A 22628-nucleotide genomic window follows, 5' to 3' on the forward strand; every position below is an offset into this window, starting at 1 on the left:
CCATGCCTGTCGCCATGGCCCGCCACATCCTGGTCAAGACCGCCGCCGAGGCCGAGCAACTGAAGCAGCGCCTGGCCAGGGGCGAGGACTTCGCCACGCTGGCCAGGAAGCATTCGACCTGCCCGTCCGGCAAGCGTGGCGGCGACCTCGGCGAGGTGCGCCCGGGACAGATGGTCCGGCCGATCGACAATGCGATCTTCAGAAAGCCCGTGGGCGTACTCCAGGGTCCGCTGAAGAGCCAGTTCGGCTACCATCTCCTGGAAGTGTACTTCCGCGACTGACCCGCCACCGGAGCGTCCATGACCGCCGACCAGATCGCCACCTTCTGCCTGCAACTGCCCGGTGCCCGGGAAGACCTCAAGTGGGGGTCGAACCGGGTGTTCTCGGTGGCCGGCAACAAGATGTTCGCCATCCTCGACTTCGTCGACAAGGACGGCGGCCTGGCCTTCAAGGTCGGCAGCGAGCTGTTCCTCGGCTATGTCGACCGCCCCGGCATCCGTCCGGCACCCTACCTGGCGCGGGCGCACTGGATCGTGATGGCGCGTCCCTACCCGATGAAGGCCGCCGAGCTGCGCGAGGCCCTGGTCCGCTCCCATCAGCTAGTGGTGGCGCGCCTGCCCAGGCGCCAGCGCCTCGGCCTGGTACTCGACGCATGAGCGGCGAGCGTCTGTACACCTGGGCTGGCCTGTGGCGCTCGCCGTCGTCCAGCTGGGAGGCCCTGCGCCTGGAGCACGACCAGGCGGAAAGCCAGTTGCGCGCACCCGACGAACGCAGCGGACTGCCCTACCAGCTGGACTACCGGCTGCGCTGGGACGCCGGCTGGCATCTGCGCGAAGCGGTGTTCCACGTCGAAAGCGAGACCGGGGTGCGCAAGCTGCACCTGCTCGCCGATGGCCGCGGCCACTGGCAGGACGGCGACGGCGAAGCGCTGCCGGCGTTCGACGGCTGCCTGGACATCGACCTCTGGCCAAGTCCCTTCACCAACACCTTCCCGATCCGTCGCCTGGGCCTGGCCGATGGCCAGCGCGCGGAAATCCGCGTCCTCTACATCGAGGCCCCGGCCCTGGAGCCGCGCAGCATGCGCCAGGCCTACACGCGCCTGGACGCCGGCCACTATCTTTACGAGAACCTCGAAGGCAGCGCGTTCAAGGCGGTGCTGCTGGTCGACGAACAAGGGCTGGTGATCGACTACCCGGGCCTCTTCCAGCGCCTCTGAACGTACCTGCGCCACGCGCCGCGCGCCGCTGATCGCCCGGCGAATCCGTTAGCCTGCTTTCATTCCTCATCGGCAACGGTCATCATGGCGAACCGCGACAACCCACTGCGACCGCGTTTCCCACATGTCCGTCGATATCCCCCCCATCCCGCCGGCGCAAGACAGCGCGCGGCAGAACGTCACCCTGCAGATCGTCTCGGTGGTGCTGTTCACCTTCATCGGCTACCTGACCATCGGCATTCCGCTGGCGGTGCTGCCCGGCTACGTGCACGACGACCTCGGCTACGGCTCGGTGCTGGCCGGCCTGGTGATCAGCGTGCAGTACCTCGCCACCCTGCTCGCCCGGCCCTACGCCGGGCGCGTCATCGACGGCCTCGGGCCGAAGCGCGCGGTGCTCTACGGCATGGCCGGCAGCGCCGCGAGCGGGCTGTTCATGCTGCTCTCGGTGGCGTTCCAGGGCTGGCCGGCGCTGAGCCTGGCCAGCCTGCTGGTCGGCCGCCTGGTGCTCGGCGCGGCGGAAAGCCTGGTCGGCTCGGCGGCGATCGGCTGGGGCATCGGCCGGGTCGGCGCGCCGCACACCGCCAAGGTGATTTCCTGGAACGGTATCGCCAGCTACGGCGCCATCGCCCTCGGCGCGCCGCTAGGGGTATTGCTGGTGCAATGGCTGGGACTGTGGAGCATGGGCGCGGCGATCGTCCTGCTCGGGCTGCTCGGCTTCGCCCTGGCCTGGCCGAAGCTGCCGGCGCCGCTGGTGCACGGCGAACGCCTGCCGTTCCACCATGTGCTCGGCCGGGTCACCCCGCACGGCATGGGCCTGGCGCTGGGCGCGATCGGTTTCGGCACCATCGCCACCTTCATCACCCTCTACTACGCCAGCCGTGGCTGGGCCCACGCGGTGCTCTGCCTGAGCGCCTTCGGCGGCTGCTTCATCGGCGCCCGGCTGCTGTTCGCCAATAGCATCAACCGGCTCGGTGGCTTCCGCGTGGCGATCGTCTGCCTCGGCATCGAAAGCCTCGGCCTGCTGTTGCTGTGGAGCGCGCCGAACCCCTGGATCGGCCTGGCCGGCGCGGCGCTCACCGGCTTCGGCTTCTCCCTGGTGTTCCCGGCCTTCGGCGTGGAAGCGGTGAACCTGGTGCCGGCTTCCAACCGCGGCGCGGCGCTGGGTGCCTACTCACTGTTCGTCGACCTGTCGCTGGGCGTCACCGGGCCGCTGGTGGGCTTCGTCGCCAACCTGTTCGGCTTCCGCTCGATCTTCCTCTTCGCCTGCCTGGCCGCGCTCAGCGGGCTGGCCCTGGCCGTCGCGCTGCACCGGCGCAGCCGCCGGCCCGGCTAGGGCCTGCCACCGTCTCCGGCGCCGCGGGGAGCGCCCTGGGCCTCGCCGAGCAAGGCGCTTAGGGCGGCACGCAGCTTGCCGGGCTTCAGCGGCTTGTTCAGCAGCGGCACGCCCAGTCGATTCAGCGCGCGACGGCAGTCGTCGCTGCGGTCGGCGGTGATCATCACCGCCGGGATAGCGGCGCCGTAGTCCCCGCGCAACGCGCCCAGCAACTGGCAGCCGGTGGCGCCGTGATCGAGATGGTAATCGGCGAGGATCACGTCGGGCGCGCGTCCGCCGAGCACCCGCCGGGCGCTTTCCAGGTCGCTGGCGGTGAGCACTTCGCAGCCCCACTGGCCGAGCAGCGCGGCCATGCTGAAGAGAATCTCGGTCTCGTTATCCACCACCAGCAGCCGCCTTCCCGGCAGCGGATCGCCGGCAGACATCCGCGCCGGCGCCTCGCCGGGCGCTGGCCGCGATGGCTCGCGGACCACCGGCACCTCGATGGCGAACAGCGAGCCTCGGCCGGGAATCGAATGCACCTCGATGCGATAGCCGAGGATGCCGGCGATCCGGTCGACGATGGCCAGGCCCAGGCCGACGCCACGGCGCTCGGAAGCCCGGCCGACGTCCAGTTGGTTGAACTCGAGGAAGATCGCCTGCAACTGGTCGGCGGGAATGCCCCGGCCACTGTCCCAGACCTCCAGGCGCACGTTGCCGCCACGCCGGCGCGCGCCCAGCAGTACGGCGCCACGCTCGGTATAGCGGCAGGCGTTGCTGAGAAAGTTGCGCAGGATCCGCGACAGCAGGCGCGCGTCGGTGCGCACCGCCAGCCGGGGAATCCGCGCGCGCAGCGCCAGGCCGGAGGCCCGCGCGACTTCCTCGAATTCGGAAACCAGCGGCCCGAGCAATTCGTCCAGGGAGTAGTCGTCCAGCTCCGGACGGATCGCGCTCTGGTCGAGCCGGGCGATCTCCAGCAGGTCGGTGAGCAGCGTCTCGGCGCCCTCCAGCGCCAGATGGGTACGCTCCACCAGTTGCAGCTCGGCGGCCGGCAGGCCACGCTCGCGCAGGGTATCGACCAGCAGGCGCGCCGCATTGAGCGGTTGCAGCAGGTCGTGGCTGGCGGCGGCGAGGTACTTGTCCTTGCTGTGGTTGGCGGCCTCGGCGGCGTCGCGCGCCTGGCGCAACTGGCGATTGAGCTCTTCCAGCTCGCGGGTACGCCCGGCCACCCGCCGCTCCAGTTCCTCGTTCATGCTCTGCAGGCGCTGCTGGGCCTGGACCCGCTCGGTGATGTCGGCGACGAAGCCTTCGACCAGTTCCTCTTCGTCGTGCCTGAGCAGCAGGTTCATCAACACCTCGATATGGCTGCCATCCTTGCGCCACAGGCGCGTCTCGTAGCCGAACAGGCCGCCGCGCTCGCGCAGCAGCGTGCGGATCCGCCGCATCTCGGCCTCACCGCCGACGAACAACTGCCCGGCCATGTCCTCCAGCGACCAGAGCACCTGTTGCGGATCGTCGTAGCCGAGCATCTGCGCCAACGCCGGATTGGCGGCGCGCAGGCCGTGGCCGAGGCTGGCCTGGAAGATGCCGTGCACGGCGTGTTCGAACAGCCACTTGTAGCGGTTGCGCTCCGCCTCCAGTTCCTCCAGGCGCGCCAGCAGCTCCGGGTAGTGGCTCTTGCGCGCGGAGTGGCTGCCCAGGCCGAGCAATCCGGCCAGGGCCTCCTGCTGTCGCTCAGAGGGCCTCGCCATAGACCACCTCGACGTCACGCTGGCTCGATTCGCGCGGGTTGGTGAGGATGCACGGGTCCTGCATCGCATGGCGCGAAAGGAAGGGGATGTCGGAACTGCCGACCCCGTGCAGGGCGAGGCTCTCGTGGAAACCGACGGCACGCTTGAAGGCGATCAGGTGGTCCACCAGGCGCTGGCGGACCTGCGCCTGGGTCAGGCCGCGGCAGTCGATGCCGAAGGTCTCGGCGATCACCTTGAAGCGCTCCGGCGCGGCGCTGTAGTTGAATGCCACCACGTGTTCGACCAGCGCCGCGTTGCACAGCCCGTGCGGCAGGTCGAGATAGCCGCCGAGGCTGTGCGACATGGCGTGCACCGCGCCGAGGATGGCATTGGAGAAGGCCAGCCCGGCTTGCATGCTGCCGAGCATGATCTTCTCGCGCAGGGCGATGTCGCCGGGGTTGGCGATCATCTGCACCAGGTTGCCGTCGATCAGGCGCATCGCTTCCAGCGCGTGGGGATCGGTCAGCGGGCCGTGGCCGGTGGAGACGAACGCCTCGATGGCGTGCACCAGCGCATCGATGCCGGTGCAGGCGGAGAGGAAGGGGTCCATGGTCAGCGTGGTTTCCGGGTCGATCAGCGAGACGTCGGGCACCACCGCCTTGCTCACCACGGAAAACTTCATGCGCTCGTCCTGGTTGGAAATGATCACGAACTGCGAGACGTCCGCCGAAGTCCCGGCGGTAGTCGGGATCAGGATCAGCGGCGGGCTCGGCACCCGCAGCCGGTCGACGCCTTCGAACTCGAGGATGCTGCGGCCATGGGCGGCGACGATGCCGATGCCCTTGGCGCAATCCATCGGGCTGCCGCCGCCCACCGCGACGATCACGTTGCAGCCCTGGCTGCGGTAGAACTCGGCGCCGAGCATCACCTCCTCGACGCGCGGGTTGGGCGAGATCGCGGTGTACAGGCAATAGTCGACGCCCTGCCCCTCCAGGCTCGCCTGGATGTCGGCGACCCAACCGGCGGCGAGCACACCGGGGTCGGAGACCAGCAGGACCTTGCGCGCACCGAAGGTCTTCGCGTAGTTGGCGACGCTGTGCCGGCAGCCGGCGCCGAAGATGATCTCGGGCGAGACGAATTTACGCAGTTGGCTGAGGTCGTGGCTCATCTGACAGACCATTCTTATTGTTATCGGACATTGCCGGCAGCCTACTGTATTCGTCGGTTATTGCAATGCGACCTTGGCGGGTCCCTTCAATCCTCCAGCAGGCCCAGGTAGAAGCGCCATTCCGCCAGCAGGGCATGGGCGCGATTGGCCGGCTGGCGGAAGCCGTGGCGCTCCTGCGGATAGCGGTGGCACTCCACGCGCACGCCGCTGCGCCGCAGGCCAGCGACCATCGCCTCGGTCTGCTCCGGCACCACCACCGCGTCGAGCCCGCCCTGGAAGAACACCACCGGCGCGCGGATACGCCCGGCCTGCCGCACCGGACTGCGCGCCAGGTAGCGGCGGCGCTGGCGCCGCGGGTCGCCGATCAGCCAGTCGAGGTAGTCGCCCTCGAACTTGTGGGTGCAACGCGCCAGTGCCAACGGATCGCTGACCCCGTAGAGACTGGCGCCGCCGCGCAGGCCATCGAGGCAGGCCAGGGCGCGCAGCGCGCTGTAGCCTCCGGCGCTGGCGCCACGGACGAAGACCCGGTCGCGGTCGATCCGCCCCTCCGTCGCCAGCTGCGCCAGCGCCGCCTCGATGTCGCGCACCTCCAGGCGTCCCCATTGGCCGCGCAGGCGCTGCCGATAGGCGCGGCCGTAGCCGCTGCTGCCACGGTAGTTCAGCGCCGCCACGGCGAAACCGCGCTGGGTCCAGAACTGCAGGCCGGCATCGAACGCCGGCGAATGCATCGAGGTCGGTCCGCCATGCAGCCACACCAGCAACGGCGGTGGCCGTTCGGGATCGACGCGGCGGCGGGCGTTGCGCGGCGGATAGAAGAAACCGTGGCCGTGTTCGCCGTTGCCCAGGGCATAGACGAAGGCCTGCGCATGCGACAGCTCGCCCTCCGCCAGTGACCGCTCGCCACCGCGCAACACCTCGACACGCAGGTCGTCACGGCGGATCGCCAGCAGCGCCGGCAGACGATCGGCCGCCGCCGCGATGCAGTAGAACGCCCGGGCATCCGCGGCCAGTCCGGCGAACCGGTTCCAGTCCGCGGCCAAGCGCCGCTCGCTGCCGTCCGCTTCGCGCAGGAACAGTTGCCCGCCGCCGGCCTCGAGGCGTCCGAGCAGCAGCCTTCCCTCTCCCAGCGGCAGGTAGCTGCAAGCGCCCAGTTGCCAGGGCGCGCCCGCGTGGTCGGCATCGGCGAAGCGGCCGGCCAATGCTACCTCGGCGCAGGGACGCCACCAGCCGTCGCGGTCGCTCAGCCAGTGAAGGCGGCCGTCGGGATCGAAGCGCGGCTGCTGGATCGACTCGCCGCCACCGGCTCCAGCCAGGCAGCGCGTACGCCCACTCTCCGCCAGGCCCAGGCGGGTCTCGGTCCAGGGCTGGTGCGGGCGGTCCCATTCGATCCAGGCCAGCCGCCGCCCCTGGCCGGCGGCACGCGGGGCGGCGTAGAAATCGGCGCCCTCGACCAGCACCCGGCGCGCGCCATCGGCGTCCAGGCGCACGATGCGATGCACCACCCCGGCCGCCTCATGGCTCTCCTCCACCGCCAGCAGGGCATCCCAGGCATCGACGTAGGCCAGGTCGCCGTAGCGACACCGCGCCCCGCCGCCCAGCACTTGGGCTGCACGACCCGCTCGCCAACGGCGTACCTGCTGGTCGGTTTCGTCGACCCAGGCCAGCCCGTCGAGCGTCACGCAGCAGGCGCCGCCACCGTACTCGTAGACCCGGCTGCGCACCGAGCCGTCCGGCGCGGTGGGCTCCTCCAGCTCGCCGTCGCGCCACAGGTACAGGCGCGAGCGCGCGCTGGCCGGATCGAATTCCACCCAGGCCAGCCCGCCATGGGCCGCCTTCAGTTCGCTGAAATCGCGCCCGGCCGCCACCGCGCGCTCGGCGCCCCAGTCGCTCGGCCAGTCGCCGTAGTCGACCATTGCCTCAGGCCTTGCAGATCAGGCGCGAGGCGCGCTGATTGCGCCAGGTCAGCGCGTCCAGGCCCAGCGGCGCCTCCTCGGCCTGGCGCCGGGCGTCGAGGATCAGGTCGTGGCGGGCCGACTTGGCGCAGACCGGGTCGGTGGCGTCGGCGTCGCCGGTAAGGAGGAACGCCTGGCAGCGGCAGCCGCCGTGGTCACGCTCCTTTTCCTCGCAGGAGCGGCACGGCTCGGGCATCCAGGCGTCGCCGCGATAGCGGTTGAAGCCGAACGACTCGTACCAGATGTGGCGCAGGCTGTGCTCGCGCACGTTGGGGAACTTCAGCGGCAGTTGCCGCGCGCTGTGGCACGGCAGCGCGGTGCCGTCCGGGGTAATGTCGAGGAACACGCTGGCCCAGCCGCCCATGCAGGCCTTCGGCCGTTCCTCGTAGTAGTCGGGGGTGACGAAGATCAGCTTGCACGGATTGCCTTCGGCGGCCAGCCGCTGGCGGTATTCGGCGGTGATCCGCTCGGCGCGCTCCAGTTGGGCGCGGGTCGGCAGCAACCCGGCGCGGTTCAGCGCGGCCCAACCGTAGAACTGGCAGGTGGCCAGTTCCACGTAGTCGGCCTCCAGCTCGATGCACAGCTGGATGATCCGCTCGATGTTGTCGATGTTGTGCCGGTGGGTGACGAAGTTGAGCACCATCGGGTAGCCATGGGCTTTCACCGCGCGGGCCATCGCCAGTTTCTGGGCGAAGGCCTTGCGCGAGCCGGCGAGCAGGTTGTTCACCTCTTCGTCGGCGGCCTGGAAGCTGATCTGCACGTGGTCCAGCCCGGCCTCGGCGAAGCGCGCCAGGCGTGCCTCGTCGAGGCCGATGCCGGAGGTGATCAGGTTGGTGTAGAAGCCCAGGCCGCGCCCCGCCTCGATCAGTTCGGCGAGGTCCTGGCGCAGCAGCGGCTCGCCGCCGGAGAAACCGAGCTGGGCGGCGCCCAGCTCGCGAGCCTGGCGGAACACCTCGATCCATTCCGCGGTGCCCAACTCGGCGCCCTCGCGGGCGAATTCCAGCGGGTTCGAGCAGTACGGGCACTGCAACGGGCAGCGGTAGGTCAGCTCGGCCAGCAGCCAGAGCGGCGGCCCCACGCTTTCACTGCAGCTCGATCCAGAATTGCGCATGGGCCACCTCGAGGAACGTCAGGATGTCTTCGTCTATGCCGGGAACTTCGGGAAAACGTTCGCGCAGCGCCGCGACGATGGCCGCCACGTCGCGGCGGCCATCGACCAGCTTGAGGATCTCCCCGGCGCTGTCGTTGAGCTTGACCATCCCTTCGGGATAGAGCAGCACATGGCAGTCCTGGGCCGGTTCGAACTGGAAGCGGAAGCCCCGGCGCAGGACCGGCACGCTGTCGAGCGATGGCAGGCTCATGGCGCCAGCCCCCGGTGCCAGACCCGCTCACGGGTCACCGTATGGTACGGCGGACGTTCCAGCTCGTAGGCCATGCTCATCGCGTCGAGCATGCTCCACAGCACGTCCAGCTTGAATTGCAGGATCTCCAGCATGCGTTCCTGTGCCTCGCGGGTCCGATAGTGCTCCAGGGTGATCCGCAGGCCGTGCTCGACGTCACGCCGGGCCTGGGCCAGGCGGCTGCGGAAATACTCGTAGCCGGCCGCCTCGATCCACGGATAGTGGCGCGGCCAGCTGTCCAGCCGCGACTGGTGGATCTGCGGGGCGAAGAGTTCGGTCAGCGAACTGCTCGCCGCCTCCTGCCAGCTGGCGCGACGGGCGAAGTTGACATAGGCGTCGACGGCGAAGCGCACGCCGGGCAGCACCCGTTCTTCGGACAGCACCTGCTCGCGCTCCAGGCCCACCGCCTCCGCCAGGCGCAGCCAGGCCTCGATGCCTCCCGCCTCGCCGGGGGCGCCGTCGTGGTCGAGGATGCGCTGGACCCACTCGCGGCGGACCTCGCGGTCGGGACAGTTGGCCAGGATCGCCGCGTCCTTCAGCGGGATGTTGAGCTGGTAGTAGAAGCGGTTCGCCACCCAGCCCTGGATCTGTTCGCGACTGGCACGGCCCTCGTACATCGCGACATGGAACGGATGGTGGATATGGTAGTAGCGCCCCTTGTCGCGCAGCGCCCGTTCGAACTCGGCGCGGTCCATGGCGGCACGGCTCATGTCGGTCCCCCTACAGCTGGATGTGCATGCCATCCCAGGCCACTTCGATGCCACTGGCATCCAGTTCGGCGCGCTCGGCCGAAGCGGTGTCGAGGATGGGATTGGTGTTGTTGATATGGATGAGCACCTTGCGCGCGGCCGGCACCTTCGCCAGTACCTCGAGCATGCCGCCCGGCCCGCTCTGCGCCAGGTGGCCCATCTGCCGGCCGAGCTTGTCGCCGACCTCGCAGGCCAGCATCTCGTCGTCGCGCCAGAGCGTGCCGTCCACCAGCAGGCAGTCGGCGCGGCGCATCCATTCGAGCAGCGCCTCGTCCACCTCGCCGAGGCCCGGCGCGTAGAACAGTGTGCCGGCGCTGTCGAGGTCCTCGACGAACAGGCCGATGTTGTCGCCCGGATGCGGGTCGCCGCGATGCGGGGAATACGGTGGCGCGCTGCTGCGCAGGGGGATCGCGGTGAAGCGCAGGCGCGGACAGGCCGGGATGGCGAAAGGCTCGCCATCGAGGGCGATCGGCCGGTGGCGCAGGCCGCCGTTCCAGTGGGAAAGCATGCGGAACAGCGGAAAGCCTTCGCTGAGGTCCTGGTGGACCATCTGCGTGCACCAGACTTCGTGCGGGCAGCCTTCGCGCAGGCTGAGCAGGCCGGTGGTGTGGTCGATCTGGCTGTCGAGCAGGACGATCGCGCCGATCGCCGTATCGCGCGGCCGACGCGCCGGCTGCAGGGCCGGGAAGGCGGCGATCTGGACACGGATGTCGGGCGAGGCGTTGCAGAGGATCCAGCGCTCGCCGTCGTCCGACAGGGCGATGGAGGATTGCGTGCGTGGCTGGGCCGCTACGCTGCCGTCGCGGACCCCGCGACAGTTGCGGCAGTTGCAGTTCCACTGGGGAAAGCCGCCGCCGGCGGCCGAACCGAGAATACGGATGTGCATGGGTCTGCCCCGCGGGCTGGAGGGAGGCCCCGGATGACCGGGGCCGGATGGGTCAGCGGTTGGCGAAGTAGAGGGTCACTTCGAAACCGAGACGCAGGTCGGTGAAGCTGGGCTTGGTCCACATGGGGTCGATCCTCCTGGGGTGGTGCCGGTCGATTCCGGCAGGTCGAGTTAAACATCAGCGGGGAACGCCTCGAATGAGACTTTCGAAGGAGTTCGTCCCCTGATTTGGTAGGGACTGCCGACCCTGGCCAAGGTTCGCCCGGACCGATCCCCCTCGCGCGCCACGGTTGCCCCGGCGCACGAAAAAGCCTAGCCCACGCGGGGTGCTGCGAAGGTCGGCCGGTGTAACGAAAAAAAACGCGGCCGTGGCCGCGTCGCGCCAGGACCCGCCCTGGGGAAGCCACGCCGGGCGTGGCGGCGGGCGCCCCGGGGGGCGTCGGCGAAAGCCGCGCGCCGGAGCGGCACGCGGCGGCTGAGGAACGCTCAGAAGAAGCCCAGCGGATCGATGTCGTAGCTCACCAGCAGGTTCTTGGTCTGCTGGTAATGGTCGAGCATCATCTTGTGCGTCTCGCGGCCGACGCCGGACTTCTTGTAGCCGCCGAACGCGGCGTGGGCCGGGTACAGGTGGTAGCAGTTGGTCCACACGCGGCCGGCCTTGATCCCCCGGCCCATGCGGTAGGCGCGGTTGATGTCGCGGGTCCAGAGGCCGGCGCCGAGGCCGTACTCGGTGTCGTTGGCGATGGCCAGGGCTTCCGCCTCGTCCTTGAAGGTGGTGACGCCGACCACCGGGCCGAAGATTTCCTCCTGGAACACGCGCATGCCGTTGTGGCCCTTGAGCAGGGTCGGCTGGATGTAGTAGCCGCTGGCCAGGTTGCCTTCGAGCTTCTCGGCGCTGCCGCCGGTGAGCACTTCGGCGCCTTCCTGCTGGGCGATGTCGAGGTAGGAGAGGATCTTCTCGTACTGCTGCTGCGAGGCCTGGGCGCCGACCATGGTCTCGGTGTCCAGCGGGTCGCCGCGCTTGATCGCCCTGACCTTCTTCAGCACTTCTTCCATGAATGCCGGGTAGATCGACTCCTGGACCAGTGCGCGGGACGGGCAGGTGCACACCTCGCCCTGGTTGAAGAAGGCCAGCACCAGGCCCTCGGCGGCCTTCTCGATGAACGCCGGCTCGGCCTGCATGATGTCTTCGAAGTAGATGTTCGGGCTCTTGCCGCCCAGCTCGACGGTGGAGGGAATGATGTTTTCCGCCGCGCACTTGAGGATGTGCGAGCCGACCGGGGTGGAACCGGTGAAGGCGATCTTGGCGATGCGCTTGCTGGTGGCCAGGGCCTCGCCGGCCTCCCTGCCGAAGCCCTGGACGACGTTGAGCACGCCCGGCGGCAGCAGGTCGCCGACCAGTTCCAGCAGCACGCAGATGCCCAGCGGGGTCTGCTCGGCCGGCTTGAGCACCACGCAGTTGCCGGCGGCCAGCGCCGGGGCCAGCTTCCAGGCGGCCATCAGCAGCGGGAAGTTCCACGGGATGATCTGCCCGACCACGCCCAGCGGCTCATGGATGTGGTAGGCCACGGTGCTGTCGTTGATCTCGGCGGCGGAGCCTTCCTGGGCGCGGATGCAGCCGGCGAAGTAGCGGAAGTGGTCGGCGGCCAGGGGGATGTCGGCGTTGAGGGTCTCGCGCACGGCCTTGCCGTTGTCCCAGGTCTCGGTGACGGCGAGCAGTTCCAGGTTCTGTTCGATGCGGTCGGCGATCTTCAGCAGGATGTTCGAGCGTTCCTGCACCGAGGTGCGGCCCCAGGCGTCGGCGGCGGCGTGGGCGGCGTCGAGGGCCTTGTCGATGTCCTCGGCGGTGGAACGGGGGAACTCGGCGATCGGCTGGCCGTTCACCGGCGAGGTGTTGGTGAAGTACTGGCCCTTGACCGGAGGCACGAATTCGCCACCGATGTAGTTGCCGTAGCGAGGCTTGAAGGTAACGACGGCACCGGGGGTTCCGGGCGCTGCGTAGATCATGGCGAAGCTCTCCTGTGTGGTCGTTCCGCCGTGGCGCGGCGGACTCGGCGAGGGCGCCGCGGTCGGCGGCGAAGGGTCGGGCGTGTCACTCGTCGACGTGCACGCTTTCCAGATAGCTGCGGATCGCCCAGAGGCCTTCCTGGCTGATGAAGTCGGCCATCTTCGGCATGTACACCGCGCCATCGCGCACCGCGCCGTTGATGACCCGCTCCTTGAACCACTCGTCGCCCTCGGCGCCGGTCTCCAGCAGGCGCAGGTCCGGGGCGATGCCACCGGACTTGGCTTCCAGGCCGTGGCAGCGCGCGCAGTTCTGGTTGTAGGCGGAGGCGCCGATCTCCACGGCCAGGTCGTGCTTGGCGTAGGGCTCGCGGTAGGGGTTGGTGTCGCGCCATTCCTTGCCCAGCGGCTCGAGTCCCTTGGTGTCCACCGCCTGGGGGGTCACGTCGCCGTGGGCCAGGGCCAGGCTCGAGAGGCTGAGACCGGCCAGCACCAGCAGGCCGCGCAAGGCGTTGTTCTTGTTCATCACTTCATTCCTCCGGGGAGACAGGACAAGGCACGGGCGCCAAACGGCGCTCGCCGCCATCCTAGGAGCCTCCGCCGCGCGGCCGAATCCTGCTTTGGGCGCCCTCGCCTACTCCCTTCGCAGTAGAGCCTCGGAAGGCCTCGCGGGGGGCTTTGGCAGCAAGTCCAAGTCATGTCCCGGCCGGGAAGTCTTCCCGGGCGAATCGGGCGATCTTCCGTTCCCGCCGGCGAGCCCCGCTTCCACCATGAAACCGCCGCGGCCCGAGCAGCGGCCTGCCGTTTCTCGACCCTCACTCCAAACGGGAACCCGATCATGACAACAAGAACCTCACCCGCCCCTGCCGGCCTCCTGCGCCCGAGCCTGCACTGCCTCGCCTTCGCCGTCGCCCTGGGCAGCGGTGGCGCCGCGCTGGCCAAGGATGTGACCTGGGAGGACATCGCCAACGACGACAAGAGCACCGGCGACGTGCTGCAGTACGGCATGGGCACCCATGCCCAGCGCTGGAGCCCGCTCAAGCAGGTCAACGCCGACAACGTGTTCAAGCTGACCCCGGCCTGGTCGTATTCCTTCGGCGACGAGAAGCAGCGCGGCCAGGAGTCCCAGGCCATCGTCAGCGACGGCGTGATCTACGTGACCGCCTCCTACTCGCGGCTGTTCGCCCTCGACGCGAAGACCGGCAAGCGCCTGTGGACCTACAACCACCGCCTGCCCGACGACATCCGCCCGTGCTGCGACGTGGTCAACCGCGGCGCCGCGATCTATGGCGACAAGGTGTTCTTCGGCACCCTCGACGCCTCGGTGGTGGCGCTGAACAAGAACACCGGCAAGGTGGTGTGGAAGAAGAAGTTCGCCGACCACGGCGCCGGCTACACCATGACCGGCGCGCCGACCATCGTGAAGGACGGCAAGACCGGCAAGGTCCTGCTGATCCACGGCAGCTCGGGCGACGAGTTCGGCGTGGTCGGCCGCCTGTTCGCCCGCGATCCGGATACCGGCGAGGAAATCTGGATGCGCCCCTTCGTCGAAGGCCACATGGGCCGCCTGAACGGCAAGGACAGCACGGTCACCGGCGACGTCAAGGCGCCGTCCTGGCCGGACGATCGCAACTCGCCGACCGGCAAGGTCGAGTCCTGGAGCCACGGCGGCGGCGCTCCCTGGCAGAGCGCCAGCTTCGACGCCGAGACCAACACCATCATCGTCGGCGCCGGCAACCCCGGCCCGTGGAACACCTGGGCGCGCACCGCCAAGGGCGGCAACCCGCACGACTACGACAGCCTCTACACCTCCGGCCAGGTCGGGGTCGACCCGAGCAGCGGCGAGGTGAAGTGGTTCTACCAGCACACCCCCAACGACGCCTGGGACTTCTCCGGCAACAACGAACTGGTGCTGTTCGACTACAAGGCCAAGGACGGCAAGATCGTCAAGGCCACCGCCCACGCCGACCGCAACGGCTTCTTCTATGTGGTCGACCGCAGCAACGGCAAGTTGCAGAACGCCTTCCCCTTCGTCGACAACATCACCTGGGCCAGCCACATCGACCTGAAGACCGGCCGCCCGGTGGAGCGCGAGGGCCAGCGCCCGCCGCTGCCGGAACCGGGGCAGAAGCATGGCAAGGCGGTGGAAGTATCGCCGCCATTCCTCGGCGGCAAGAACTGGAACCCGATGGCCTACAGCCAGGACACCGGGCTGTTCTACGTGCCGGCCAACCACTGGAAGGAAGACTACTGGACCGAGGAGGTCAGCTATACGAAGGGCAGCGCCTACCTGGGCATGGGCTTCCGGATCAAGCGCATGTACGACGACCACGTCGGCAGCCTGCGCGCCATGGACCCGGTCAGCGGCAAGGTGGTCTGGGAACACAAGGAACACCTGCCACTCTGGGCCGGGGTGCTGGCCACCGCCGGCAACCTGGTGTTCACCGGCACCGGCGACGGCTACTTCAAGGCCTTCGACGCGAAGAGCGGCAAGGAACTGTGGAAGTTCCAGACCGGCAGCGGCATCGTCTCGCCGCCGATCACCTGGGAACAGGACGGCGAGCAGTACCTCGGCGTGACCGTCGGCTACGGCGGCGCCGTGCCGCTGTGGGGCGGCGACATGGCCGACCTGACCCGGCCGGTGGCCCAGGGCGGTTCCTTCTGGGTATTCAAGCTGCCCAGCTGGGACAACCGCACCGCCAGCCGCTGATCCCCGCGCCGCGCCCCGCGGGGCGCGGCTTTCCCCGCCCGCGGAGTATCCCGATGAAGACCTTCCTCCTCTGCGCCGCCCTGCTCGGCGCCGGCCTGGCCCAGGCCGCCGACGACATCGACGACGACAGCGTCCGCATCATCGCCGGCTGCCGCCTGGAGCCCGGCGCGCGCTGCGCCAGGGCCGACCTGCGCGGTGCCGACCTGCGCAACCTCGACCTCGGCCGCATCGACCTGGCCGGCGCCGATCTCTCCGGCGCCGACCTGCGCCACGCCAGGCTCGACCTGGCCAACCTGGAAAAAGCCGACCTGCGTGGCGCCGACCTCACCCGCGCCAGCCTGCAGCAGGCCAACCTGCGCGGCGCCGACCTCTCCGGCGCCAGGGCGGTGGCGATCCAGGCCTGGGGCCTGTTCGCCCAGGGTGCCCAGTGGCAGGGCGCCGACCTTACCGCCGCCTACCTGGAGTTCGCCCGACTCAGCGGCGGCCGCCTGCACCAGGCCACGCTGCGCGCCGCCGACCTGGAGATGACCTGGCTGTCCCGCGCCGATCTCAAGGGCGCCGACCTGCGCGACGCCAACCTGCAGGAAGTCAAGCTGGCCGAGGCCAATCTGGAGGACGCCGACCTGCGCGGCAGCAAGGTGCGCTTCGGCAACTTCCAGGGCAGCAACATGCAGGGTTGCAAGGACTGCCCCGCGGGCTGGCGGTGAAGCGCCGGACAGCAGCGAGGATGCCCCTACCCGACGCTGCCGCAAGCCTTCTCGGCGAGCGGCAGCGGCAGGCCCAGCCGCAGCACGCCGCTGTCGATGGCCCGGTGCACCAGTTCCGCCTGGGTGCTCACCTGCAGCTTCTGCTTGAGCAGGCTGACATGGTTTGACACGGTCTTGCCGCTCACCCCCAGCTGCTCGGCCACCTGACGCATGGCCAGGCCGCGCGCGAGCAGGCGGAATATCTCGAACTCACGGCGGGTCAAGTCGCGCAGGATGGCCTCGCCCTCCTCGCTCCGCTGCTGGCACGCCAGGCGGATGGCCAGGCCCTGCTCGATGTAGACCTGCCCGGCGAGCACCCGGCGCACCGCCTCCAGCAGCGTCGCCGGTGCCGCGCGCTTGGTCAGGTAGCCGCGGGCACCGGCGTCCAGTGCCTGGCGCACCAGCGCCAGCTCGTCGTGCAGGCTGAAGAACAGCACGCGCAGCTGCGGCAGGCGCTGGCGCAGCCGGCGGGTCAGCTCCACGCCGCTGATTCCCGGCAGGTCGAGGTCGACGATGACCAGCGAGGGAATCTCGCGCTGCACCGCCAGCAAGGCGTGCTCGCCGTCGCCGGCCTCGCTCAGTTGCACGTCGGGCAGCAGGCCCCGTAGCAACCCGGCGAGGCCTTCGCGGACCACGGGATGGTCATCCACCAGCAGGATCTTCATGCTTTCCTCCTTTCAGTCGCCACACCCGGCGACGGTCACAGGCGCAGCTCGCAGCCGCGTCCATCGTCGCGCCCGCCCGGTCGAGGGAACCGCCACGCCGCCGCAGGCGGATCCGCGCGTGGCGCCGGCATGCCGTGCCTCAGGGCGCAGCCCGGCAGGCGTGTGCGGCCGAGCAGGCGCCAGGCGTGTCGGGCTGGACATGCCGGGCGTAGAGGAAATCGAAGCCGAGCAGGCTGAGGATCAGCAGGATGGGCAACACCAGGGTGACGGCGATGCGCATGGCGGCGCCTCCTTTGGATGGTCATTGCCAAAGCATGCTAGGACGCCGCCAGCCGCGACAGGCTACTACCTTGGTACTGCCGGGGCGCTACCTTCCCCCAGGTTCCGGCCGCCGCGCGGACGCGGCCGGCATCGGTGCCAGGACATGGGCCATGCGCAAGAGTGGCCGTCTACTACTTTGGTAGCGCTTCGCCCCTCTCAACGTCGAATTTCCAAAGCAGCGCACCTGTCTTGTAATGGCCGCTACAAGAAGAACTACAGAGAAATCGCCATGCCTCGCCTTGCCCACGCTCCGTCCAGCCTGCCACTGGCGCCGTCCGGCCGCGCCCGCCAGCGTCCCGGTCGATCTCCTCGCCGATCCCTCATCCCGGGCCGCCTGGCCCCGCCAGGCCAGGGCGGCGCCGCGCTGGGCTATCGCCGCCGCGGCTGCTACCGTGACGCCAGCGGCGTCCGCCGAACGCCAGCCTCGCGCTGAACCGCCACCCGCCGCCCATAACGACAATAACGAGGTCCTGGCCATGTACAAGATCCTGATCGCCGACGATCACCCGCTGTTCCGCGAAGCCATCCACAATGTCATCGCCGACGGGTTTCCCGGCAGCGAAGTCATGGAGACCGCCGACCTCGACAGCGCCCTGGGCCTGACCCAGGCCCACGACGACCTCGACCTGATCCTGCTCGACCTGAACATGCCCGGGATGCACGGCCTCAACGGCCTGATGAACCTGCGCAACGAGGCCCCGACCATTCCCGTGGTGATCGTTTCCGCCGAGCAGGACAAGCAGGTGGTCCTGCAGGCCATCACCTACGGCGCGGTGGGCTTCATCACCAAGTCCTCGCCGCGCGCGCAGATGACCGAGGCCATCGAGCAGATCCTCAACGGCAACGTCTACCTGCCCTCGGACGTGATCCGCACGCAGAAGAGCTCGCCGCGCCGTTGCGGCCACGAGGAGCACGCGATCGCCCCGGAACTGCTGCAGGCCCTGACCCGCAAGCAGTTGCTGGTGCTGGAGCGAATGACCAAGGGTGAGTCGAACAAGCAGATCGCCTACAACCTGGAGATCGCCGAGACCACGGTGAAGGCGCACGTCTCGGCGATCCTGCGCAAGCTCAGGGTGCACAACCGCGTGCAGGCCATCCTCAGCGCCAGCGACATCGACTTCGCCGCCTACCTGCGTCGCTGAGGCCCGCCCATGCCCGACCGCCGCACCCTGCTGCTCACCATCCTGGCGATGCTGGCCTTCGCCGGCAATTCGCTGCTCTGCCGGGCAGCGCTGAAGGACACCGCCATCGACGCGGTCAGCTTCACCGCCCTGCGCCTTGTTTCCGGGGCGCTCATGCTGCTCTTGCTGCTGCGCCTGCGCCGCGCCCCGGCCGGCGCGCGCGGCGGCTGGCGCGGCGCGGCGGCGCTGTTCGTCTACGCCGCGGCGTTCTCCTACGCCTATGTACAACTGGACGCCGGCACCGGCGCGCTGCTGCTGTTCGGCGCGGTGCAGGTCAGCCTGCTCCTGGCCGGGCTGCTGCGCGGCGAGCGGCCGGGTACGCAGGCACTGGCCGGTTTCCTGCTGGCACTGGGCGGCCTGCTCTACCTGTTGCTGCCGGGAGCCAGCGCGCCGCCACTGGGCGGCGCCCTGCTGATGCTGCTGTCCGGCCTCGCCTGGGGGCTCTATACCCTGCTCGGCCGGGGCGGCGGCGACCCCCTGGCGGTCAGCGCCGGCAATTTCCTCCGCGCCATCGCCTTCGCCGCCCTGCTGCTCCTGGTCTTCCACGGGCAACTGCGGCTGGACGGCCCCGGGTTGCTCTATGCGCTGCTCTCAGGCGCCCTCGCCTCCGGCCTCGGCTACGCCGTCTGGTACAGCGCGCTGCCGGGGCTGACGGCGCTCCAGGGAGCCTCGGTGCAGCTCAGCGTGCCGGTGCTCGCCGCCCTCTGCGGCGCGCTGCTGCTCGGCGAGCCGCTCGGCCCACGGCTGCCGCCGGCGACCCTGGCGGTGCTCGGCGGGATCGCCCTGATCCTCCTCCCGCGCCTGGGCCGCGCGGCGCGCGAACGCGGCTGAATCAGACCACGCCTTCGCGCTCCAGCAGGTGGCAGAGCGCGGTCTTCAGCTTCATCGGCCGTACCGGCTTGTGCATCAGGGTATGGCCAAGCTCGCGGACCTGCTGCTTGAGGTCGTTGCTGTAGTTGGCGGTGATCATCAGCGCCGGCAGTGGCGAACCGCGCCGGGCATTGATCGCGGCGACCGCGTCGATGCCGTTGCGCTGGTCGTCGAGGTGATAGTCGACGATCAGCAGGTCGGCCTCCGCGTGGTAGTTGTCGACCTGGCGCGCCAGGTCTTCCTCCGACAACGCCGTCACCACCCGGCAGCCCCAGGCCTCGAGCAGCGTGCGCATGCCGGCGCAGATCGCCGCGTCGTTGTCCAGCACCCACACCCGCGAACCGCGCAGCCGCTCGCGCAGGTCGTCCGCGCAGGCCGGCGGCTCGGCGCGGCCGCGCGGGGCGTGGCGGGCCAGCGGCACCTCGATGGCGAAGCACGAGCCCTTGCCCGGCCGCGAGCCGACCCGGACCCGGTGGCCGAGCATGCGGGCGATCTTGTCGACGATCGCCAGCCCCAGGCCGAGCCCGCGGTCCTGTTGCGAGCGCTGCAACTCGCCGCGCTTGAACTCCTGGAATATCTCGCCGAGCTTGTCGGCAGCGATGCCGACCCCGGTGTCCCAGACCTCGATAGACAGGCTCTGGCGCTGCCGGCGGCAGCCAAGCAGCACGCGCCCGCGGGGCGTGTAGCGGATGGCGTTGGACAGCAGGTTGCGGAGGATCCGCGCGAGCAGTTGCTGGTCGCTGCGGACCAGCGCCCCGCAGGCCACGAACTCCAGGCGCAGGCCCTCGCTGACGGCCACCTGGCGGTACTCCGCGGCCAGGTTGCCGAGCAGCTCGCCGATCTCGAACGGCGCGATATCCGGGCGGATCACCCCGGCGTCCAGCTTGGAGATGTCCACCAGCGTGCCGAGCAGATTCTCCACGTCCTCCAGCGAATGACTGATGTTGTTCACCAGCGCCTCGTTGCCCTGCCCGACGCCACCGCGCTCCTGCAACGCGCTGGTGAACAGCCGCGCGGCGTTCAGCGGCTGCAGCAGGTCGTGGCTGACCGCGGCAAGGAACTTGGTCTTCGACAGGTTGGCCTGTTCCGCCTCGCGCTTGGCCTCGCGCAGGCGTGCCTCGACCTGGCTGCGCTCGTGGATCTCGCGCTTGAACTGGTCGTTGAGGCTGGTCAGCTCGGCGGTGCGCTCGCGCACCCGCTGCTCGAGGTTCTGGTAGGCCTGGTGCAGCGCCTCGGCGGTGCGCCGGCGCTCGGTGATGTCGCGGATCAGCACGAACAGGCCGACCACCCTGCCGTCGGCCTGGCGGTTCGGCACATAGGAACGCTGCATGTAGCGCTCCTGGCCGGACAGCGCGGTCTCGGCGATCTCGAAGGTCACGCTCTCGCCGGCCAGCGCACGCTCGAAATACGGCTCCAGGCGCCGGCAGTGCTCGGCGCCGTGCACGTCGCGCAGGTTGCGTCCGAGCATCGAGCCGCTCGGCCAGCGGTACCACTGCTCGTAGACCTTGTTGGTGAATTCGTAGACCAGCTCGTCGCTGAGATAGGCGATCAGCGCCGGCACCTGGTCGGTGATCAGGCGGATCCAGCGTTCGCTGGCGCGCAGTGTCTCGGCATGGCGATAGCGTTCGGTGATATCGGTGAAGGTGTTGACGAAGCCTCCGGTGGGCAAGGCATGGGTGCGGATCTCCAGCACCCGGCCGTCGAACAGGCGCTGCTCCAGCACCGCGCGCGGAGCGCCCTGGGCATCGCGGCTGCACGGCGTGATCAGCGGCAGTTCGCTCTCCGCCATGACTTCGGCGAAGGCCCGGTGGCCGCCGATCGGGGCCAGACCGCAGAGTTCCAGGAAGCGTCGGTTCCACAGTTCCAGAGTACCGTCGGCGCCGACCATCGCCACGCCCTGGGACAGGTTGTCCACCGCCCGCTGCAGCAGGTGCGACTTCTGCGCCAGAGCCTGCTCGCGACGCGCGGTTTCGCTGAGCTTGATCTCGGTGACGTCGGTGTAGAGCACCGCCAGCCCGCCGTCGCGGGTCGGCCGCTCGCTCATGCGCAGCCAGCGCTCGTCGCGCAGGCGGTACAGGGTCTGCTCGTCGCCGCCGCGCTGCTCCTCGACGATCAGCCCGCCGCTGCGCGCCAACCGACGCAGCTCGGCCTGGCGCATGCCGGGACCGATGCGCGCGCGGGAATTGGCCCAGAGCGCGCGGAAGCGCTCGTTGAACAGGACGATGCGGCGTTGCCCGTCGAACAGGACGAAGGCATCGGAAATGCTCTCGATGGCATCGAGCAGGTGCTGGTGGGCGGTTTCGGCGCGCAGGCGGGCGTCGCTGAGCAGCTGGTTGCTGGCCCGCAGCTCGGCCATCGCCTGGCTCAGCGCGTCGGTGCGCTCACGGACCTGCTCGGCCAGCACCACGGAATACTGGAAGGCGCCATAGGCATCGTCGCTCTGCGCGGCGCTCGACTCGATGCGTCCGATCAGCGCCTGGTTGATCCGCTGCAACTTGTGCCGCTCTTCCTCGAGGGCGACGACCCGCGCCTGCAGCTCAGCGACGGACACCTCCGCGGGGTCGGCCAATGGCGACCCCGGTGAAGGTCTGGTTGATATGCATGCCATTGAATTGCTCTCCGTAGGTGTTGAAGCCGATCACCTGCTGGCTGCGGAGAAACGCGGCGGTAGCTTCCGTGTCGCCGCCGACCTCCAGCTCCAGGCGCCGCAGGAAGCAGTCGCAACCGATGGTCAGCAACGGCGGTCCGAGGCGCTCGTGCAGCCGGCGGAACTGCGCCTCCAGGTTGGGCAGCAGCGGCCCGGTGCTCATCGCGGTGAGGACGATGCCGTTCTCCACCGCGCAGTAGAAGGTCAGGCTGAGGTCGTCGTTGGCCTGCTGGATCGAGCGCACGTAATAGCGGTCGTCGACCCGCACCGCCAGCGGATGGGCGGAGAACAGGGCGAAGTCCAGCGCCTCCGGCGCCACTCCGACCAGCCGCGCGTACTCCAGTGCCGCCGGTTCGGCGTTGAGTTCGTGGACGCGCCGGCTGCCGCTGTCGGCGCGGGTCACCACCAGCTTCTCGGCGCGCGGCAGCACGTGATGGGTGGTGAAGACCTCGAAGTCCAGCCAGGTGTTGACCAGCAGCACCACCGCCGCGCCGGTATGGAACTGGCCCCGGTGGTAGACGTGGGTATGGGTCAGGTGGTTGTCGTCGCCGGCCGATCCGCCGAAGTGCGGGATCGCCCCAAGGGCCGCGCTGAGCGCGGCGAGCACCACCTCCTCGCGACTGGACAGGCCGTCGAGCAGGGTCAGGGCGAAGCTGTGGCCCTTGATCGGCGCCAGGCCGCCGCTGCGGCAATCGGCGACCAGGCGCTCGACCATCTGCTGGGCGTCGAGCAGGCTGAAGCGCTCCATCTCGTCGATCAGCACGCTGGCGATGGCGAAGCTGCGCAGGTCGAAGCCCACCGCGCTGACGCAACCTCGGCCATAGCCTTGCGGGGTGATCTCGCCGGCGGTGGTGCAGCCGACCAGGTCGATGCCGCCGAAGTAGCGTTCGAGCATCGCGGCGAGGGCCGGCAGGTCGTATTCGGCGGAACAGAAGAACAGCACGAAGCCCAGGTGCGGGTGGATCAGCTGGCGCGCCAGGTCCTGGGCCACCGCCTCGACGTCGCGGGCGCTGGACATGCCCCTGGTGACCCCTTCCCCGTGTCCGTCGTACATGCCTGCGTCCACTTCCG

General features: G+C 69.5%; 22 protein-coding genes. 8 read left to right on the forward strand and 14 right to left on the reverse strand.

What is annotated here, in order from left to right; genetic code table 11:
• The first annotated feature begins 2 nt into the window (after window positions 1-2).
• From PSPA7_RS15675 to PSPA7_RS15690, 4 genes are all read left to right on the forward strand, one after another.
• Window positions 3-281, forward strand: coding sequence for a peptidylprolyl isomerase (locus tag PSPA7_RS15675; protein ID WP_012076038.1), 279 nt, complete (start codon window positions 3-5; stop codon window positions 279-281).
• Between the two features lie 18 nt (window positions 282-299).
• Window positions 300-656 (forward strand): MmcQ/YjbR family DNA-binding protein, encoded by a 357-nt coding sequence (locus tag PSPA7_RS15680; RefSeq protein WP_012076039.1) that lies wholly within the window; start codon window positions 300-302, stop codon window positions 654-656.
• A complete protein-coding gene (locus PSPA7_RS15685) occupies window positions 653-1216 on the forward strand; it encodes a putative glycolipid-binding domain-containing protein (RefSeq protein ID WP_012076040.1) in 564 nt (187 codons plus the stop codon). The genes PSPA7_RS15680 and PSPA7_RS15685 overlap by 4 nt, the downstream gene beginning before the upstream one ends.
• 124 nt (window positions 1217-1340) lie before the next feature.
• Complete coding sequence (locus tag PSPA7_RS15690; RefSeq protein ID WP_012076041.1) at window positions 1341-2549, forward strand: MFS transporter; 1209 nt, start codon at window positions 1341-1343, stop codon at window positions 2547-2549.
• Here PSPA7_RS15690 and PSPA7_RS15695 read toward each other — a convergent pair.
• The 10 genes from PSPA7_RS15695 to pedF all read right to left on the reverse strand — a co-directional run bounded on the left by PSPA7_RS15695 (window position 2546) and on the right by pedF (window position 12943).
• Window positions 2546-4279: a hybrid sensor histidine kinase/response regulator gene (locus tag PSPA7_RS15695; protein WP_012076042.1), complete on the reverse strand. Its 1734-nt coding sequence runs from the start codon at window positions 4277-4279 to the stop codon at window positions 2546-2548. The genes PSPA7_RS15690 and PSPA7_RS15695 overlap by 4 nt on opposite strands.
• Window positions 4263-5426 carry an alcohol dehydrogenase-like regulatory protein ErcA gene (ercA, locus tag PSPA7_RS15700; protein WP_003157533.1) on the reverse strand — a complete coding sequence of 388 codons (1164 nt, stop codon included), beginning with the start codon at window positions 5424-5426 and terminating at the stop codon, window positions 4263-4265. The genes PSPA7_RS15695 and ercA overlap by 17 nt, the downstream gene beginning before the upstream one ends.
• A gap of 86 nt (window positions 5427-5512) precedes the next feature.
• Entirely contained in the window at window positions 5513-7339 is a 1827-nt protein-coding gene (locus tag PSPA7_RS15705) for an alpha/beta hydrolase family protein (protein WP_012076043.1), read from the reverse strand.
• Window positions 7340-7343: 4 nt separating this feature from the next.
• On the reverse strand, window positions 7344-8489 hold the full coding sequence (gene pqqE, locus PSPA7_RS15710) for a pyrroloquinoline quinone biosynthesis protein PqqE (RefSeq protein WP_034000044.1): 1146 nt from the start codon (window positions 8487-8489) through the stop codon (window positions 7344-7346).
• On the reverse strand, window positions 8461-8739 hold the full coding sequence (pqqD, locus tag PSPA7_RS15715; RefSeq protein ID WP_003157534.1) for a pyrroloquinoline quinone biosynthesis peptide chaperone PqqD: 279 nt from the start codon (window positions 8737-8739) through the stop codon (window positions 8461-8463). The genes pqqE and pqqD overlap by 29 nt, the downstream gene beginning before the upstream one ends.
• Window positions 8736-9488, reverse strand: coding sequence for a pyrroloquinoline-quinone synthase PqqC (gene pqqC, locus PSPA7_RS15720; RefSeq protein WP_003157535.1), 753 nt, complete (start codon window positions 9486-9488; stop codon window positions 8736-8738). Before pqqC ends, pqqD begins: the two co-directional genes overlap by 4 nt.
• A 10-nt stretch (window positions 9489-9498) precedes the next feature.
• A complete protein-coding gene (gene pqqB / locus PSPA7_RS15725) occupies window positions 9499-10413 on the reverse strand; it encodes a pyrroloquinoline quinone biosynthesis protein PqqB (RefSeq protein ID WP_003157536.1) in 915 nt (304 codons plus the stop codon).
• Window positions 10414-10465: 52 nt separating this feature from the next.
• The gene (gene pqqA, locus PSPA7_RS15730) at window positions 10466-10537 is read right to left on the reverse strand and encodes a pyrroloquinoline quinone precursor peptide PqqA (RefSeq protein ID WP_003106462.1); all 72 of its coding nucleotides are present in this window, start codon (window positions 10535-10537) and stop codon (window positions 10466-10468) included.
• Between the two features lie 362 nt (window positions 10538-10899).
• Window positions 10900-12420, reverse strand: coding sequence for an acetaldehyde dehydrogenase ExaC (exaC, locus tag PSPA7_RS15735; RefSeq protein WP_012076046.1), 1521 nt, complete (start codon window positions 12418-12420; stop codon window positions 10900-10902).
• 85 nt (window positions 12421-12505) lie between these two features.
• On the reverse strand, window positions 12506-12943 hold the full coding sequence (gene pedF, locus PSPA7_RS15740) for a cytochrome c-550 PedF (protein WP_003088533.1): 438 nt from the start codon (window positions 12941-12943) through the stop codon (window positions 12506-12508).
• 312 nt (window positions 12944-13255) lie between these two features.
• Here pedF and exaA point away from each other — a divergent pair, with 312 nt between their 5' ends.
• Window positions 13256-15127, forward strand: coding sequence for a quinoprotein ethanol dehydrogenase (gene exaA, locus PSPA7_RS15745; RefSeq protein WP_012076047.1), 1872 nt, complete (start codon window positions 13256-13258; stop codon window positions 15125-15127).
• Between the two features lie 53 nt (window positions 15128-15180).
• On the forward strand, window positions 15181-15834 hold the full coding sequence (locus PSPA7_RS15750; RefSeq protein ID WP_012076048.1) for a pentapeptide repeat-containing protein: 654 nt from the start codon (window positions 15181-15183) through the stop codon (window positions 15832-15834).
• A gap of 26 nt (window positions 15835-15860) precedes the next feature.
• On the opposite strand, the gene PSPA7_RS15755 is transcribed toward PSPA7_RS15750, so the two are convergent.
• Together PSPA7_RS15755 and PSPA7_RS32480 are read right to left on the reverse strand one after the other, a co-directional pair.
• A complete protein-coding gene (locus tag PSPA7_RS15755) occupies window positions 15861-16538 on the reverse strand; it encodes a response regulator transcription factor (protein WP_012076049.1) in 678 nt (225 codons plus the stop codon).
• Window positions 16539-16677: 139 nt separating this feature from the next.
• Entirely contained in the window at window positions 16678-16818 is a 141-nt protein-coding gene (locus tag PSPA7_RS32480) for a hypothetical protein (RefSeq protein WP_012076050.1), read from the reverse strand.
• A 517-nt stretch (window positions 16819-17335) separates the two neighbouring features.
• On the opposite strand from PSPA7_RS32480, the gene agmR reads away from it, so the two are divergent.
• Window positions 17336-18001 carry a response regulator AgmR gene (gene agmR / locus PSPA7_RS15760; protein ID WP_012076052.1) on the forward strand — a complete coding sequence of 222 codons (666 nt, stop codon included), beginning with the start codon at window positions 17336-17338 and terminating at the stop codon, window positions 17999-18001.
• Window positions 18002-18010: 9 nt separating this feature from the next.
• The gene (locus PSPA7_RS15765; RefSeq protein ID WP_012076053.1) at window positions 18011-18871 is read left to right on the forward strand and encodes an EamA family transporter; all 861 of its coding nucleotides are present in this window, start codon (window positions 18011-18013) and stop codon (window positions 18869-18871) included.
• Window position 18872: 1 nt separating this feature from the next.
• On the opposite strand, the gene nahK is transcribed toward PSPA7_RS15765, so the two are convergent.
• Window positions 18873-21518, reverse strand: coding sequence for a hybrid sensor histidine kinase/response regulator NahK/ErcS' (nahK, locus tag PSPA7_RS15770; RefSeq protein WP_079262182.1), 2646 nt, complete (start codon window positions 21516-21518; stop codon window positions 18873-18875).
• Entirely contained in the window at window positions 21448-22611 is a 1164-nt protein-coding gene (gene nosP / locus PSPA7_RS15775; RefSeq protein ID WP_003157176.1) for a nitric oxide-sensing protein NosP, read from the reverse strand. The genes nahK and nosP overlap by 71 nt, the downstream gene beginning before the upstream one ends.
• Window positions 22612-22628: the final 17 nt, after the last annotated feature.

It is taken from the genome of Pseudomonas paraeruginosa PA7, assembly GCF_000017205.1.
GTDB lineage: Bacteria > Pseudomonadota > Gammaproteobacteria > Pseudomonadales > Pseudomonadaceae > Pseudomonas > Pseudomonas paraeruginosa.